Annotated in this window: 12 protein-coding genes; all 12 read right to left on the bottom strand. The window is 43.7% G+C overall.

Annotation, left to right across the window (positions count from 1 at the left end):
- Window positions 1-151: 151 nt before the first annotated feature.
- The 12 genes from Q4492_RS06250 to Q4492_RS06195 all read right to left on the bottom strand — a co-directional run bounded on the left by Q4492_RS06250 (window position 152) and on the right by Q4492_RS06195 (window position 14,879).
- A complete protein-coding gene (locus Q4492_RS06250; RefSeq protein WP_303416402.1) occupies window positions 152-1,384 on the bottom strand; it encodes a DEAD/DEAH box helicase in 1,233 nt (410 codons plus the stop codon).
- 322 nt (window positions 1,385-1,706) lie between these two features.
- Complete coding sequence (locus Q4492_RS06245; RefSeq protein WP_303416401.1) at window positions 1,707-2,228, bottom strand: DUF2569 domain-containing protein; 522 nt, start codon at window positions 2,226-2,228, stop codon at window positions 1,707-1,709.
- Window positions 2,229-2,554: 326 nt separating this feature from the next.
- Complete coding sequence (locus tag Q4492_RS06240) at window positions 2,555-2,788, bottom strand: hypothetical protein (protein ID WP_303416400.1); 234 nt, start codon at window positions 2,786-2,788, stop codon at window positions 2,555-2,557.
- Between the two features lie 474 nt (window positions 2,789-3,262).
- Window positions 3,263-4,003: a 23S rRNA (guanosine(2251)-2'-O)-methyltransferase RlmB gene (gene rlmB, locus Q4492_RS06235; RefSeq protein ID WP_303416399.1), complete on the bottom strand. Its 741-nt coding sequence runs from the start codon at window positions 4,001-4,003 to the stop codon at window positions 3,263-3,265.
- A gap of 1 nt (window position 4,004) precedes the next feature.
- Entirely contained in the window at window positions 4,005-5,015 is a 1,011-nt protein-coding gene (gene hemH, locus Q4492_RS06230) for a ferrochelatase (RefSeq protein WP_303416398.1), read from the bottom strand.
- A gap of 133 nt (window positions 5,016-5,148) precedes the next feature.
- Complete coding sequence (gene adk / locus Q4492_RS06225) at window positions 5,149-5,808, bottom strand: adenylate kinase (RefSeq protein ID WP_303416397.1); 660 nt, start codon at window positions 5,806-5,808, stop codon at window positions 5,149-5,151.
- Window positions 5,809-6,088: 280 nt separating this feature from the next.
- A complete protein-coding gene (ppc, locus tag Q4492_RS06220; protein WP_303416396.1) occupies window positions 6,089-8,701 on the bottom strand; it encodes a phosphoenolpyruvate carboxylase in 2,613 nt (870 codons plus the stop codon).
- Between the two features lie 144 nt (window positions 8,702-8,845).
- Window positions 8,846-9,226, bottom strand: coding sequence for a hypothetical protein (locus Q4492_RS06215; protein WP_303416395.1), 381 nt, complete (start codon window positions 9,224-9,226; stop codon window positions 8,846-8,848).
- Between the two features lie 3 nt (window positions 9,227-9,229).
- Window positions 9,230-10,051 carry a nucleoside triphosphate pyrophosphohydrolase gene (gene mazG, locus Q4492_RS06210; RefSeq protein ID WP_303416394.1) on the bottom strand — a complete coding sequence of 274 codons (822 nt, stop codon included), beginning with the start codon at window positions 10,049-10,051 and terminating at the stop codon, window positions 9,230-9,232.
- A 36-nt stretch (window positions 10,052-10,087) separates the two neighbouring features.
- On the bottom strand, window positions 10,088-12,352 hold the full coding sequence (gene relA / locus Q4492_RS06205; protein ID WP_303416393.1) for a GTP diphosphokinase: 2,265 nt from the start codon (window positions 12,350-12,352) through the stop codon (window positions 10,088-10,090).
- Window positions 12,353-12,622: 270 nt separating this feature from the next.
- A complete protein-coding gene (gene cysM / locus Q4492_RS06200) occupies window positions 12,623-13,516 on the bottom strand; it encodes a cysteine synthase CysM (protein WP_303416392.1) in 894 nt (297 codons plus the stop codon).
- A gap of 148 nt (window positions 13,517-13,664) precedes the next feature.
- Window positions 13,665-14,879: a bifunctional alpha/beta hydrolase/OsmC family protein gene (locus Q4492_RS06195; protein ID WP_303416391.1), complete on the bottom strand. Its 1,215-nt coding sequence runs from the start codon at window positions 14,877-14,879 to the stop codon at window positions 13,665-13,667.
- Window positions 14,880-15,277: the final 398 nt, after the last annotated feature.

Here is a 15,277-nt window from a genome sequence, read left to right as displayed (position 1 = left end):
CATTCGTTAGCCCTGTGGTTTAAAAAGTAAACCACAGGGCCCACCAGCGAATATGCAGATTGTAATTAACCCACAAGGGTATCAATTATAACGGCCTGTAAATGCTATCAAGTCCTTTACTAGGGCCTAAAAGCGCATACTCAACAAAGCCTTAACGCTTAGCCTTACGCGGCGCTTTTTTCTTAACAGCACTGTCTTTCTTCTTTTTCTTACTGCTGGCCGCTTTACCTGAGGCTTTGAGTTTTTTCGGGCCTTTATAGTTACCCACTAAGCCTTCTATCAATTTACGTCTAAAACGCGTTTTTAGATAACGCTCGATAGAAGACATCAAGTTCCACTCAGTGGCATCGACTAACGAAACCGCCTCACCCTCAGCGCCTGCACGGCCTGTTCGGCCAATACGGTGTAGATAAACATCACCTTTACGCGGCATCTCAAAGTTAATCACCAGATCAACATCCTCAACATCTAACCCACGGGATGCAAGATCGGTTGTTACTAATACGGTTGTCGTTCCTTTACGGAACCCCTCAATGGTGGCAAAACGTCCCTTTTGCTGTACATCGCCATGTAAAAGCGCCGCTTTTAATTTATGGTAACGAAGAAAACCATCTAAACGACGTGCTTGGGTTTTACTGTTACTAAACACAATCGCTTTAGTGTATTCCTCATTTTTTAGCAGTGCGCACAGCTGTTTATCTTTATGCGCTACATCGTCAGAGAGTATAAGGTACTGCTTAATCCCCTCTGCCGCTTCACGCTTTTGGCCCACTTGCACCCATTCCGGCGCATCTAATATCTCATTAGCCAATGAACGTATAGCCGTTGGCAGCGTAGCCGAGATCAACAAGGTTTGGCGAGCATCAGGGCAAACGGACAGAATCTGTTGCAAGCTCTCCTTAAACCCTGTTTCCAACATACGATCTGCTTCATCTAACACAAGAAAATCTAAGCTATCAAACTCAATAGATTGGTTTTCGATATGAGGCAGTAAACGGCCTGGGGTTGCGATCACTAAATCCGCTGACGCTAAACGCTTTTCTTGTACTTTAAAGTCCTCTCCCCCAACCACAGAAACCGCAGAAAGCTCTGTGTTCTGCGCTAATTTACTAAACTGCTGGAGTATCTGATCCGCCAACTCCCGTACGGGAACTAAAACTAACGCACGTGGCTGTTTAGCCGGCGACTGCTGCCCCACCATGCTCTGGATTAACGGAATCAGAAACGCCGCCGTTTTACCGCTACCGGTTGGCGCACTCACCAGTAAATCCTGCCCTTCCAATAATAAAGGCACCGCTCGTTGCTGCACCTCCGTAGCTTCAAGATAGCCCGCCGCTTTCAAATTATTCTCAAGTTCAGGATGCAATGCGATATCGGTAAACATGGGTGTACTCATTAACAAGAAAAGCGATGAGATGGATAGCAAAACCCAACCTCACCGCCTTAAAAAAACGATGCACGTCGATATTAACGTACAAAAAAGTAGTCACGCGGAAAGACCGCTAAAAAGAGATAAATATTACAAATCAAACCACTACAAAGAAACGGGCGTAGTTTGATCGCTTATATGAAAGATCATTACCCATTTTAACAGAATAAACCCTCTTCACATGACTTCTGTGTAAATTTGGCTAAATGTACTCTGACCTCATTAATTCTATAAAAGCCATCTTGATCCTCGGAAATATTAGCGCCTAGCGCCCAACTCAACCAACACTTTCAGCGGTCGGATGCATTTGTTTGTTAGGCAAATTTTCTACGAATGTCACTTTTACTCTTTTTGATAAAAGCATATAAGGAATCCAAATCACACCAGCAATAAACGATCTCATAAATTCTTTTGTTGTATCCGGGTTAAACATAGGCTCACCAGGAAATATAAGTGTTACAACCCATGCATCCAAGGGAATAAATATCAATGATGCCGTTACAATAGCTATATATAGCTTTGGAAATAAATTATGTTTCGAAAAGAATAAATATATTAAATAAATAGAGGCGGCGACCATTATGGCATTAAATGTTATTTCACCTACCAATAAAGAGCCTAAATATGGAATATAGGCTTCAGAGCCTTCTGTAGTTATAGCCTCCCAAGCTCCATCTTCAAAGACTGGTTTGAAAGTAGGGATTAGCGTGACAAGTAATCTAATCGGGTTTAATACAACTCCGATTCCTACTAATATCAACCATCCACCTAGGCCTTTTAATTCATTATTATCAGTCATTCTCTACTTTCCTATTGGATTGCCTAACGCCCAAATAACAGGCTAAGTAATGATTGGCTAAAATGTGTAGCGAAGCGAAACGTAGCCAGCTGTAATTTGTCCGTCTTGAAAAGACTTGTTAGGCATTTATTCTACTCTTCAATGAATGTACCAACCTAGATGCATTTTCGCTCAAGATTCTTTGATGAAGATTGTACATAGACTCTGCCAGATCATAAGGTTCAGATGGTAAAATTGTTCTTTCGTTATCTTTGAGCTTACTTGGTACAATTTTTTCTGGTGCATTTGAAGCAAAGAAGATTTGTCCATGAACTAATCTATTTCTCTTATTTAGTAGATTCAAAGCTTTTATCCAGAGAGTCTAATTTAGTATTGTTAAGTTCTTTGATTTGACATTTACACCATTTGATTTTATCACTCACTCGTTTAGTTTCGTGATGTTCCGGTCGAGTAATCCCCATAGCTAGAAAGTTACAAATTTCCTCTATTGTGCGCTCTAGGTGAGATGCTTGAATAACCATGTATCCAACACCTCTAATTAAATCATTATCTCGATCCATAATTGATGCCTAACATTTGTATATACGGGGGCCCGTGTATCTGCCCACATCGCTATTAATTAAAAATAGATGTAATTATTTGAAAAGGAAGGGGAAACTAAAGAATTCGATCGTACTCTTCCGTGACAAAACGAGCATGCGCATTAACAATTGATATGCACAGCCCATACAAAAAGGCTACGTTTATCTACCCATGCCAGACATCCATCTGTCTGATTTATAAATATATTTAACCTAGCCTAGATAGGAATACAAGCATCCTTAGGAGTAATAAGCTCAGAAAAGAGCAAACTTAAGGGGTATGCATCCTTGTGAAAAGTAACCGTAGAACAACTGATCTTAATAAATCTACGCTGGCCTTATTTACCCCAATTTCGCTCAGGGGCTGAGCTCCTACACTAAGATCGTCCCTATAGGCGGCCAACCTTTGTCCGATGCCAGTCGGCCATAGTGAAGTGTTAGATTATGAATTGCTTAATTTTGTCTCTGTCTAACCGCCTCAAACAAGCAGATACCTGTCGCTACAGATACGTTTAAACTGCTCACTTCGCCCGCCATAGGGATTTTAACCAGTTGATCGCAATGTTCGCGAGTTAAACGGCGCATACCTTGCCCTTCAGCCCCCATAACCAGCGCCATTGGCCCAGTTAGGTTGGCTTTGTAAACATCCAGATCTGTTTCGCCTGCGGTACCGGTTGTCCAGATACCACGCTGCTGTAGGCTTTTTAACGTTCTGGCTAGATTAGTGACCAACACGTATGGAACCACTTCTGCAGCGCCACAGGCGACCTTTGATGCAGTTGCATTGAGGGGAGCTGATTTATCTTTGGGTGCGATCACCGCATGAACACCCGCCGCATCGGCGGTTCGCAAGCAAGCGCCTAAGTTATGCGGGTCCGTTACGCCGTCGAGTACTAACAGAAACGCGGGCTCATCTAAATTATCGAGTAGTTGCTCAAGGTACTTTTCAGTCCGGGTTGGAATCGGCTTACAGAGGGCAACAACACCTTGATGTACGCCACCCTCAACCAGTTCTTCCAGTTCACGTTTGCTTACTTGCTCCACTTGAATTTTATGGCTCATGGCCGTTTCAAATAGGCTATGCATACGTTCATCATTGCGACCCTTTAAAATAAGGATTCGCTGTACTCGTTTAGGATCGCGCTTTAAAACAGTATTGATCGCGTGGATACCAAATAGGTGTTCATACTGCATATTAACGCTCTCCTACCCAATCGCCTGCTTGTTCTTTTACCAAGACAGCCAAGAGGTCTATAAAACTGGCCTGCGCATTCAATGCAGGAATGTAATCATACTGTTCGCCGCCCGCTTCCAGGAACACATCACGGTTTTCTATAGCGATCTCTTCTAGGGTTTCTAGACAGTCTGCGGAAAACGCCGGACAGGTAATATGCAGTGTTTTAACCCCTTTTTCGGGCAGCGCCTCAAGGGTTTTATCGGTATAGGGCTGCATCCACTCAGCGGGGCCAAAGCGCGATTGAAAGGTGGTTACCCATTCATTATCAGTCAGTCCCATCTTAGCGGCGAGTAGTTTAGAGGTTTCATGGCACTGTGCAGGGTACGGATCCCCTTTATCTGCATATTCCTTAGGAATACCGTGGTAGGAAAGGAGTAACTTATCTGCCGTGCCGTTCTGCTCTTTAAACTGCTGTATGTGGTTCGCCAACGCGCTGATATAAGCAGGATGACTGTAATAAGAATTAACAATACGAATATCAAGCACGCAACGCTGTTTTAACTGGTACTTAGCCACTTGATCATAGATAGGTGCTGTCGTTGTCGCTGAGTATTGTGGGTACATAGGCACGATGAGGATTTTTTTATAACCGCTTTCGGACAGTTTTTCTAATCGCGCTGTTAGGTTAGGCAAACCATAGGTCATGGCTGCAAATACATCGGGGGCCGTGTCACCATAGTTTTTTTGCAGCAGGAGGTGTAGCTCAGCCACCTGCTTATCTAGAATTTTGCGCATGGGCGAGTCATCTTCCCAAATGCTAGCGTAGGCTTTAGCGACCTTTTTCGGCCGTAGATTAAGAATAATGCCATTTAACACACTTAGCCAAAGCAGACGGCGCAGCCCTTTACCTTCAACAACCCGCGAGTCAGACAAAAACTCTTTTAAATAACGGCGTACCGCACTCGGTTCTGCTTTATCTGGTGTGCCTAGATTAACTAAAACGACTGCAGTTTTTTCAGATTGACTCATTCAACGATATTCCTTCTACTTTGGCCGATTATTATCCCCAAACTATACGTAAAAGCCTATTAAAACGATCATTTGGGCATAAAAAAACCGCACCCTTTCAGGTACGGCTTTTAAATGACTAAAGATTTGAGGGTTAGACGCTAGCTAAGCCTTCAAATACTTTGTCACGAATGTCATCTACAGAGCCAACGCCCGCTACATAGATATATGCAGGTGCTGTTGCGGCATCTGTTTCGCCCCAACCTTTGTAGTAATTAATCAGTGGAGCTGTTTGATCATGGTAAACGTTTAGACGATCACGAACGGTATCTTCCGCATCATCAGCACGTTGCACAAGGTCTTCACCTGTTACATCATCTTTACCTTCCACTTTTGGTGGATTGAAGATGACATGGTAAGTACGACCGGAACCCGGATGTACACGGCGACCCGCCATACGTTTAACGATCTCTTCGTCAGCAACGTCGATCTCGACAACCGCATCAATATTAACGCCCGCATCTTTCAACGCATCAGCCTGAGGAAGCGTACGTGGGAAACCGTCAAACAAAAAACCTTTTGCACAGTCAGCTTCGGTAATGCGCTCTTTAACTAGACCGATGATAATGTCATCAGAAACTAGCTGGCCAGCGTCCATTACTTCTTTGGCTTTCACGCCCAGAGGGGTACCCGCTTTTACTGCAGCGCGCAACATATCACCAGTAGAGATCTGAGGAATATCATACTTTTCAGTGATGTATTGTGCCTGAGTACCTTTACCTGCGCCTGGTGCGCCCAGAAGAATAATACGCATACAGGAAACTCCTAACTTAATAAGTTTAAAAAAATAGAAAAATGGTTATGTTCCCGACCTATATAAGCTATCGAAAACAAGAAATTCTTTGCTACAAATAAACGCTGACTGCGGACAATACCACGCTACAAATGTCGAACAATTCGACATTAGCACTACCAACCCTAAACTAAAGTCCGGAAAAATTAATCAATCAGTACAAAAAACAATGACAATCATTTTAAAAAACAAACAGATAGTCAACCCAACCTAAATAAGTAGGGCCGACTACTCTACCTTATTAGCCGGTATTTCGCATCCCCGCTGAAATACCTGCCATTGTCACCATTAATGCTTGCTCTAGACGCTGATCCGGCTGATTACGATCTCGATTCAGCAACTCAGCCTGCAAAAAGTGTAATGGATCTATATAAGGGTTCCTAACATCGATAGATTGCCGAATAACCGGATTACCTTGGAGCAGGCTATCCTGTTCTTTGATTGCGTTAATCAAGGCAACTATATTCAATAAACGGCTACGTAAGCTAGAACCTAATGTACACAGCTCTTGGGAGACTAAGCGTTTATCGTAGTAAGCCGTAATATTGGTATCGCTCTTGGCTAATACCATTTCAAGCATATCTATAGTGGACCGAAAGAATGGCCACTGCTGATACATCTGTTTGACCAAACTGCCACTACTCCCGTCGTTAAGCGCTTCAGCTAAAGCGGTATCACTGCCCAACCACGCAGGCAGCATAAGACGAATTTGCGTCCAAGCAAAGATCCAAGGGATCGCTCGTAAACTTTCCACCCCGCCATCTTGGCGACGCTTAGCCGGTCTTGACCCTAAGGGAAGCTTAGCTAGCTCCTGTTCCGGCGTTGCAGCACGGAAATAAGGCACAAAACTAGGATCTTCACGAACAATCGCACGATAATCCGTTAGCCCTTTTTTCGCCATGCTCTCCATCTGTACGCGCCAAGATTCTTCTGGGCCTGGAGCTGGATCTAAGGTTGCTTCAAGTACAGCCCCTGTGCATAACTCTAAGTTACGCACAGCTAGATCAGGCATACCGTATTTAAAGCGGATCATCTCTCCCTGCTCAGTTAAACGCAGGCTATGATCAACAGAACCCGGCGGCTGTGCCAATATTGCCGTATGACTTGGACCACCACCGCGACCAACCGTACCACCTCGACCATGAAACAGCGTTAAATGAACACCATGATCTTTACATAATTGAGTTAAAGCCTCTTGCGCCTGAAACTGCCCCCATGCGGCGGCCAGCTGCCCAGCGTCTTTTGATGAATCAGAATAACCGATCATCACCTCTTGATGGCCTTCCGTATAGGCCTTATACCAATCCACCTTCAACAGAGCATCAATGCAGTCTCGTGCACTCTCTAAGTCATCTAAGGTTTCAAAGAGCGGTACAACCCGCATGTTATGACCTATCCCCATTTCCCGTAGCAATAGGATAACCGCCAGTACATCAGAAGGTGTACTGGCCATAGAGATGACATAAGACCCGAGTGCATTTGGCTCGGCTTGAGCAACGACTTGGCAAGTATCAATAACCTCTTGCACCTCTGCAGAAGGCACCCAGTCTTTAGGAAATAGTGGACGACGGCTCTGTAACTCTTTTAACAGGAAGTTCTGACGCCCCTCTTCACTCCAACCATTGTATGAACCTAAACCATAAAACTGCGAGAGTTCTTCAAACACTTGGGCATGGCGATCTGAGCTCTGACGAATATCGAGTTTCACCAGAGTTAAACCAAAACAGGCGATGCGGCGGATAATATCTTCTAGAGCACTTTCGGCTATTACCCCCATTCCACATTCTTGTAGCGAGCGATAGCACAACATGAGAGGCTCCAATAACTCCTCTTCACGGACAAAAATATCACAGGCCTCTTCCCTATTACCGTTAAGCTGCCTAGCCACCCAGTTTTTAGTAGCAGAGAGTTTTTCCCGCACATCACCCAATAACTTACGGTAAGGTTCTGCGCAATCACCAACTCGATTACGTAGCTCTTTATTCGCTTGATACATAGAAAGTTCGGCACGTAACATATCTATATCATTAAGATAAAGATCTGCGGCCATCCAGCGGGATAAGAGCAGAACCTCTTCCGTTACTTTCGCCGTAACATTTGGGTTTCCATCACGATCTCCCCCCATCCATGATGCAAAACGAATAGGTGAGCAATCTAGCGGTAGGTTTTCACCTAATGTTTCATTCAGCTGAGAATCTAAACGGCGCAAGAATTTAGGTACAGCAGTCCAAAGGGAGTTTTCTATAACAGCAAAACCCCATTTAGCTTCATCAACCGGTGTAGGCCGCTGTTTTCGGATCTCATCGGTATGCCAGATCTGGCGTATAAGCTCATCAAGACGATGTTGCGCACCTTCATCACCACGATCCAAACGCCGTAGGCATTCAGTAATATCATCATATTTCTGGATCAAGGTTCGACGGTTTACTTCTGTTGGATGAGCCGTGAGTACTAAATCAATCTGCATTTTACTGAAGGCATCAGTAATGTTCTGCGGCGAAAAGCCTTTCTGGCGCAGTTGAGCAAATAAAGTACATAGGGAATCGGGTGTACACACATCGGTTTCTTCTAGATGGCGACGTACTCGATGGTGTTCTTCTGCAATATTGGCTAAATTCAAAAACTGAGTAAATGCACGTGATAAGGGAAGCACATCATCTTCGCTCAAACCTTTTAACGCGTGCAGTAGCTTCTCATGTTCAGGCTCAGCGGTGTTTCGTCCGGCCTTTGCCAATTGGCGTACTGTTTCTATTTTTTCAAATAACTCGTCACCTAAGTGAGCCTTGATTGTGTCACCTAAGCTAGCACCTAACATTCGAACATCATCACGTAAAGCTTCGTGCAGATCGGTCATATACCCCTCCTGACGCAGAAATTAGCATCTGATTAACTCGATGCTACCCCATTAAAAAGAATAAAAACACTGGCTTTTCAGGTGATTAGTCTCATACAACAGAAGAAATACCATAGATAAATAGGGAGAGGTAATGCTAATCGATCATAAAAACGAATGGATTTTTTTAAGCTGCTTCTCTGCCATCCACTCATCAGAATAAGCGATCTCTTTATAAGGTTGCTTATCCCCAGTACGATAAAGTGCGAGTCGGTAGTTTTGGTCAACTTCCGTTCCACTATCGTAGATAACCTCTAATTTTTCTAGCGCAGATAGGGAAATAATTTCATAATTTGTTGGCCCAACCACCGCAATTTCACGGCGCTTAAGATCTAATAGAAGTCGTGGCGAGCCCTTGAGATCTTCACTAATAGTAAAACCCGTAGCTTGGAGCTGTTTAAGCTGCTGATCCGTTTTCTGCCAGTTCCAATAGCCTAAACTTAGAATGATAACGAAAGCGATAAGAAACCACTGAAACGGCGTCACCTTTTACAATCCTTTTGCTTTAGCTTGACCCCAAAATTGATCGAGTTCATTTAACGAGAAGTCTGACCACCCTTTGCCTGATTCACGTACCCGATCTTCTACAAAACCAAAGCGACGCTCAAACTTCTGATTAGTACCACGAACAGCATCTTCGGGATTAACACCTAAATGTCGCGCTAAATTAACTTGGGCAAAAATAACATCACCCATTTCATCCGCTACTGCAGCCTGATTACCCGATTGGATAGCTTCGCGTAACTCCGCCAACTCCTCTTCGATCTTATCTAGTACTAACTCTGCATCATTCCAATCAAAACCTACTTGAGAGGCACGTTTTTGTAATTTAACAGCACGACTTAATCCCGGTAATGCTTTAGGAATATCATCCAGCACACGGCTCACACCAAGATCTTCTTTACCATCCCTTTCCTGTTGTTTGATTCTCTCCCAGTTTTGCTTAATCTCGTTGTCAGTCAATGCTCGCTCAGCAGGGGGAGAATGCAATGTACCATCAGGAAAAACATGCGGATGACGACGAACCAGCTTAGTCACAAGATTAGAAACAATGGTGGAGAAATCAAAGCGTTCAGCTTCATCCCCTAACTGAGCATAAAAGATCACCTGAAACAGTAGGTCGCCTAGCTCATCGTTTAGATGAGTCCAATCTTTACGCTCAATTGCATCAGCCACTTCATAAGCTTCTTCAAGCGTATGGGGAACAATAGAGGCGAAATCCTGTTTAAGATCCCAAGGGCAGCCATGCTCAGGATCCCGCAAGCGGGACATAAGGTAAGTCAGATCATCAATTGTATAAGTTTGCTGCATTACCAACGGCCTCATATCACACTATGTGAAATGTAATTAACGAATAACACCACTACGCTGACGATGAACTTCCATAACATTGGAAACTTGATTCACTTTATCCATCACACGTCCCAACAGATCTAAGCTGGAGATCTCCACAGTTAACGTCAATCGAGCAATGTTTTCATGCTTATCAGAGAGCGTATTAGCAGCAACGATATTTACATTTTCAGCCGCCATAATCAGCATAACATCACGCAATAGACCTGGGCGGTCAAAGGCTTCAATGAAAATATCAACAGGGTATGTTGTTTCGCCCGACTCACCCCAATCAACTTCAATAATTCTTTCCGGCTCTTTCTCTTGTAGCTGGATAAAATTACTACAATCTTCTCTGTGGACAGATATTCCACGCCCTTGTGTAATATAGCCGGCAATTTGATCACCGAGAACCGGCTTACAGCAGCTCGCCATAGTCGATAATAAGTTACCGACACCACGAACCTTCAACCCTTCGGGTCTTATTTCGGCTTCATGGAGAACAGGTAATGCAAGATCTAACTGCTCATCTGCTTCATCAGACAGAATCTGACTTTGTGCGGAATTGATAATTTGAGAAAGTCTAAGATCACCGGCGCCTAAGGCCGCATACATATCTTCGATATTTTTGTAGTTGACCTGTTCACAAATCTTAGAAAAGTTTAATTCTTCCAGATCAATCGCCAGACGCTTAAACTCTTTAACCACCATTGCGCGGCCAGCATCGGCATTCTGCTCTTTTGCTTGAAACTTAAACCAATGCGCAACTTTAGCCCGTGCACGAGGCGTCGTAACAAAGCCTAAATTCATATTTAACCAATCACGGCGCGGGCGTTCTTCACTACCGGTCATGATTTCAACTTGATCGCCCGTATGTAAACGCCTATTCAATGGCACTATACGGCCATTAATTTTAGCGCCACGACAACGGTGGCCAATCTCAGTATGTACACGGTAAGCAAAATCGATTGGTGTCGCCCCTTTAGGCATATCGATTACATGGCCATCCGGTGTAAATATATATAAGCGGTCTTGCACAACATCGCCGCGTAGCATCTCGCCAAAGCCTTCACTTTCGCCAAGATCATCATGCCATTCAAGTACTTGACGCAACCACGCGATCTTGTCTTCGTAGGCATCGCTGTTGGATTTAGTGTCCGTCCCTTTATAAAGGTGGTGCGCACATACGCCAAGCTCGGCTTCTTCGTGCATATCAAAGGTACGGATCTGAATTTCTAAGACTTTTCCATCTAAACCAAACACCGCTGTATGCAATGAGCGATAACCGTTCGGTTTAGGGGATGCGATATAATCGTCAAACTCATGGGGTATATTGCGCCATAAACTATGCACAATCCCAAGCGCTGCATAGCAATCACGACTTTCTGGCACCAAAATACGAACAGCCCGAACATCATAGACTTGGCTGAATTCAATGTTTTTACGCTGCATCTTCCGCCAAATACTATAAATATGCTTAGCTCGACCGTTAACTTCACCGTCGATATTGGCGTTTTCAAGCTCACTTTCTAAACGAACAACAATTTGGTCGATATAATCTTGACGATCAAGACGCTTCTCATCTAACAAATTCGCAATATGTTTATAGTCATTGGGCTTTAGGTAGCGAAAAGAAAGGTCTTCCAGCTCCCATTTAATATGACCTATGCCTAAACGATGAGCGAGAGGGGCATAGATATCAAAAACTTCGCGCGCAACTAAATAACGCTTCCGACGAGAGCCATTTTTAACTCCTCGAATAGCACAAGTACGCTCTGCAATTTTAATGAGGGCAACACGCACATCATCAATCATTGCCACAAGCATTTTACGCAGATTATCCATTTGGGTTGTGTCACTACCCAAAACATTGTCATCAATACGAGGATTCTTACGACTGCCAATCGCCGCCATCTGCAGGACGCCCATAATCAACTGGGCTATAGGCTTACCAAACTGTTTACGTACACGTTCCATAGGAAGCTTACGTTCACGAACGGCACGATAGAGAATTGCAGCAATCAGAGATTCTTGATCCTGATGAAGATCAGCAAGAATTTGTGCCATCTCCAGACCGGTTCGAAAGCAACCTTCCGTGTTTTCAGCCCAAACATCTTCTACTTCATCGGTACTTTTCTGTGCCTTTTTGGCCATTTCACAGGCACGACGAACGGCATCGATGTCATCAATATCTGTTAAATCTTGAAGGTGTTCTAACCATAACTCTATATCAACGGACCCATCATCTCTAATGGGTTGATCTTGGCGAACTTTAACCATGATGAACCTGCGCCATAAAAACTGCTACTCCCAAAAATTAAGCCGCATCTTTTATTATTATTCTTATTAGACAAGAAAATATGGGCTCTTCCCTGTTATTCAACCCTTATCCTGTGGTCGGCCATTCTATTCTTTATAAGATAAAATCGCGAATCTGTTTCCCCTCGCTCTATCAAAAACAAACAGCAAGCACGATTTATACCCAGATAAATCAGCCTTATAAAAAAAGCCCCTAAGGGCTTTTAAAGTTACATACGTTATCTGAGGAAACTAATTAAAGACCCCAGTGGATAGATAACGGTCACCTCTATCGCAAATAATACAGACGATCACCGCGTTCTCGACCTCTTGAGCCAAACGTAAAGCCCCAGCTACCGACCCACCAGAAGAGACACCACAGAAAATCCCTTCCTTCTGCGCTAGTGCACGCATAGTTTCTTCCGCTTCGTTTTGATCAATATCCAACACAAGGTCGACACGGCTTTCATCAAAAATTTTAGGTAAATACTCTTGAGGCCAACGTCGAATACCGGGTATCTGAGCGCCGTCACTAGGCTGAAGACCAACCACTTGAACCGCTTCATTTTGCTCTTTTAAGAAGCGTGATGTGCCCATAATCGTGCCTGTAGTACCCATAGCACTGACAAAATGAGTTATTTTTCCCTGGGTTTGCTGCCAAATTTCAGGGCCTGTACCTTGATAATGCGCTTCAGGATTATCCATATTGGAAAACTGATCGAGTACGATCCCTTCACCTTTTGCTTGCATAGCTAAAGCAAGATCTCTGGCGCCTTCCATCCCCGCCTCTTTCGAGACTGGGATTAACTCTGCTCCATAGGCTGTCATTGATGCTTTACGCTCGGCACTTGAGTTGTCCGGCATAATGAGCTTCATCTTATAGCCTTTAATCGCAGCAGCCATGGCTAAAGCGATACCTGTATTACCTGATGTTGCTTCGATTAAAGTATCACCAGGCTTAATTTGTCCGCGTGTTTCTGCGTGCTGAATCATGCTTAAAGCGGGGCGATCTTTTACTGAGCCTGCTGGATTATTTCCCTCTAACTTGCACAAAATCACATTACCCCGACCTTGACCAATACGCTGTAAGCGCACTAACGGGGTCTGACCAATATAATCTTCAATGGTAGGGAACTGAGCTTGCATAAATTAATCACCCATCAAACATAAAAAAAGGCATAAGAAACTATTTTCTTATGCCTTATAAGAAGACCCGAAATTCTACCGATGGTTCCATTAAAGCTCAAGAAATCACTTTTATAATTCAGAACTTCAACCGGCTGCCACCTTAACCTCAGACAAGTACCGTCATAATGTGAATTTTACCTTCCAATGTCCGATGAACAGGACAACGATCAGCAATTTCAAGTAATCGTTGACGCTGTTCATCCAACAGATCACCTGTCAGCGTAATTTGACGCATAAATTGATCGACCTTCCCCTTCTCTTGTTCACAGCTAGAACAATCTTGTGCATGAATTTTACTGTGACTCACATCCACTTGAACATGATCTAAAGGGATCTTCTTTTGTCGTGCGTACATTCGAATCGTCATAGATGTACAAGCTCCCAAACCGGCTGCTACCAATTGGTAAGGGCTTGGACCTAAATAATTACCACCATAACTTTCAGGCTCATCAGCTATGAGATGATGCCCCTCAACACTAATATCTTGGGTAAAACTACTAGGATCCGCTTCGCTGACACGCGTAACCCCCTCTGGGGCATTCATAAGTTTTGGCAATAAAGCCACATCTATATAACGTTGTACCCATGCAGATATTAATTCAGCAGCATATTCTGCATCTTCAGGACGTGAAAGCAGATGGTCGGCATTATCTAAAGTAACGAAGCTTTTAGGGTGCTTGGCCATTTTAAATAACCTAGCCGCATTTTCTAAATCGACCGTTTCGTCTAAAGGAGCATGCATAACCAACAAGGCTTTTTTAAGATGACCTACACTCTCCTCTAACGAAGTACCCGAAATATCATCTACAAAAGAACGCTTAATAGTAAAAGCACGCCCTCCAAGACTGACCTCGGCCTGACCTTCAGAACAAATATCACTCACATGATGACTGAAATTATGCAACACATGATCAGGCTCAGCAGGAGCACCAATAGTCACGACAGCTTTCGCCTCAGGTATACCTTTTGCTGCAGTTAGTATTGCTGCCCCTCCTAATGAGTGACCAATCAGTAACTGCGGTGCTTCATACTTTTCACGTAAAAAATTAACCGCTGCCAATAAATCCTCTACATTTGAGCTAAACCCTGTATTAGCAAATTCACCCTCTGAATGCCCTAATCCAGTAAAATCAAAACGTAAAACCGCAATACCTAGAGATGCTAAACGCTGAGCAATTCTACGTGCGGCGGGTATATCCTTAGAGCAGGTAAAACAATGGGCAAAAAGAGCGTACGCAGCGGGCTTTCCAACAGGTAGATCCAACCTCGCCGCTAACGTAGAACCATCATGCCCAACAAACTCTAAGCGCTCAGTTTTCATCTTTAATCTCTCCGCGTAAAAAACGATTGGCTAATTGCATACCTCAGTGGCGACTTAGTATTAACTACCTAGTCACTACACGCCATTTAGAAATGGCTATAGACAGGATAGGCTGGCTTTATGAGAAAAAGCACTTATCCCAACCAACTTTCTATTATTTTCTCAATACACAATTAACAAACGAAAAATATAGTTAGGTAATGATGCAAAAAAATGCACTGTCATAACATTAGCAAAGATATTACTTTATTCAGCCATTTGTTAAGAGGGGTAACAAATGATGAGTAACAGGATTAAGTAAGCATTAAATAAGCAAAGGCTAGACGCAAAAAAGCCGACTTAGCATTCACTAAATCGGCTTTCTCTAATCTGGTAGCGGGGGCTGGATTTGAACCAAC

This window comes from Neptuniibacter sp. 1_MG-2023, assembly GCF_030547185.1.
GTDB lineage: Bacteria > Pseudomonadota > Gammaproteobacteria > Pseudomonadales > Balneatricaceae > Neptuniibacter.
This window is presented reverse-complemented; position numbering and strand designations above follow the sequence as displayed.

Excerpts from the sequence above, each read along its gene's own strand:
- adk (WP_303416397.1), bottom strand. The coding sequence starts at position 5,808 with ATGCGTATTATTCTTCTGGGCGCACCAGGCGCAGGTAAAGGTACTCAG.
- hemH (WP_303416398.1), bottom strand. The coding sequence starts at position 5,015 with ATGAGTCAATCTGAAAAAACTGCAGTCGTTTTAGTTAATCTAGGCACA.
- mazG (WP_303416394.1), bottom strand. The coding sequence starts at position 10,051 with ATGCAGCAAACTTATACAATTGATGATCTGACTTACCTTATGTCCCGC.
- ppc (WP_303416396.1), bottom strand. The coding sequence starts at position 8,701 with ATGACCGATCTGCACGAAGCTTTACGTGATGATGTTCGAATGTTAGGT.
- Q4492_RS06250 (WP_303416402.1), bottom strand. The coding sequence starts at position 1,384 with ATGTTTACCGATATCGCATTGCATCCTGAACTTGAGAATAATTTGAAA.
- cysM (WP_303416392.1), bottom strand. The coding sequence starts at position 13,516 with ATGCAAGCTCAGTTCCCTACCATTGAAGATTATATTGGTCAGACCCCG.
- rlmB (WP_303416399.1), bottom strand. The coding sequence starts at position 4,003 with ATGCAGTATGAACACCTATTTGGTATCCACGCGATCAATACTGTTTTA.
- Q4492_RS06240 (WP_303416400.1), bottom strand. The coding sequence starts at position 2,788 with ATGGATCGAGATAATGATTTAATTAGAGGTGTTGGATACATGGTTATT.
- Q4492_RS06245 (WP_303416401.1), bottom strand. The coding sequence starts at position 2,228 with ATGACTGATAATAATGAATTAAAAGGCCTAGGTGGATGGTTGATATTA.
- relA (WP_303416393.1), bottom strand. The coding sequence starts at position 12,352 with ATGGTTAAAGTTCGCCAAGATCAACCCATTAGAGATGATGGGTCCGTT.
- Q4492_RS06195 (WP_303416391.1), bottom strand. The coding sequence starts at position 14,879 with ATGAAAACTGAGCGCTTAGAGTTTGTTGGGCATGATGGTTCTACGTTA.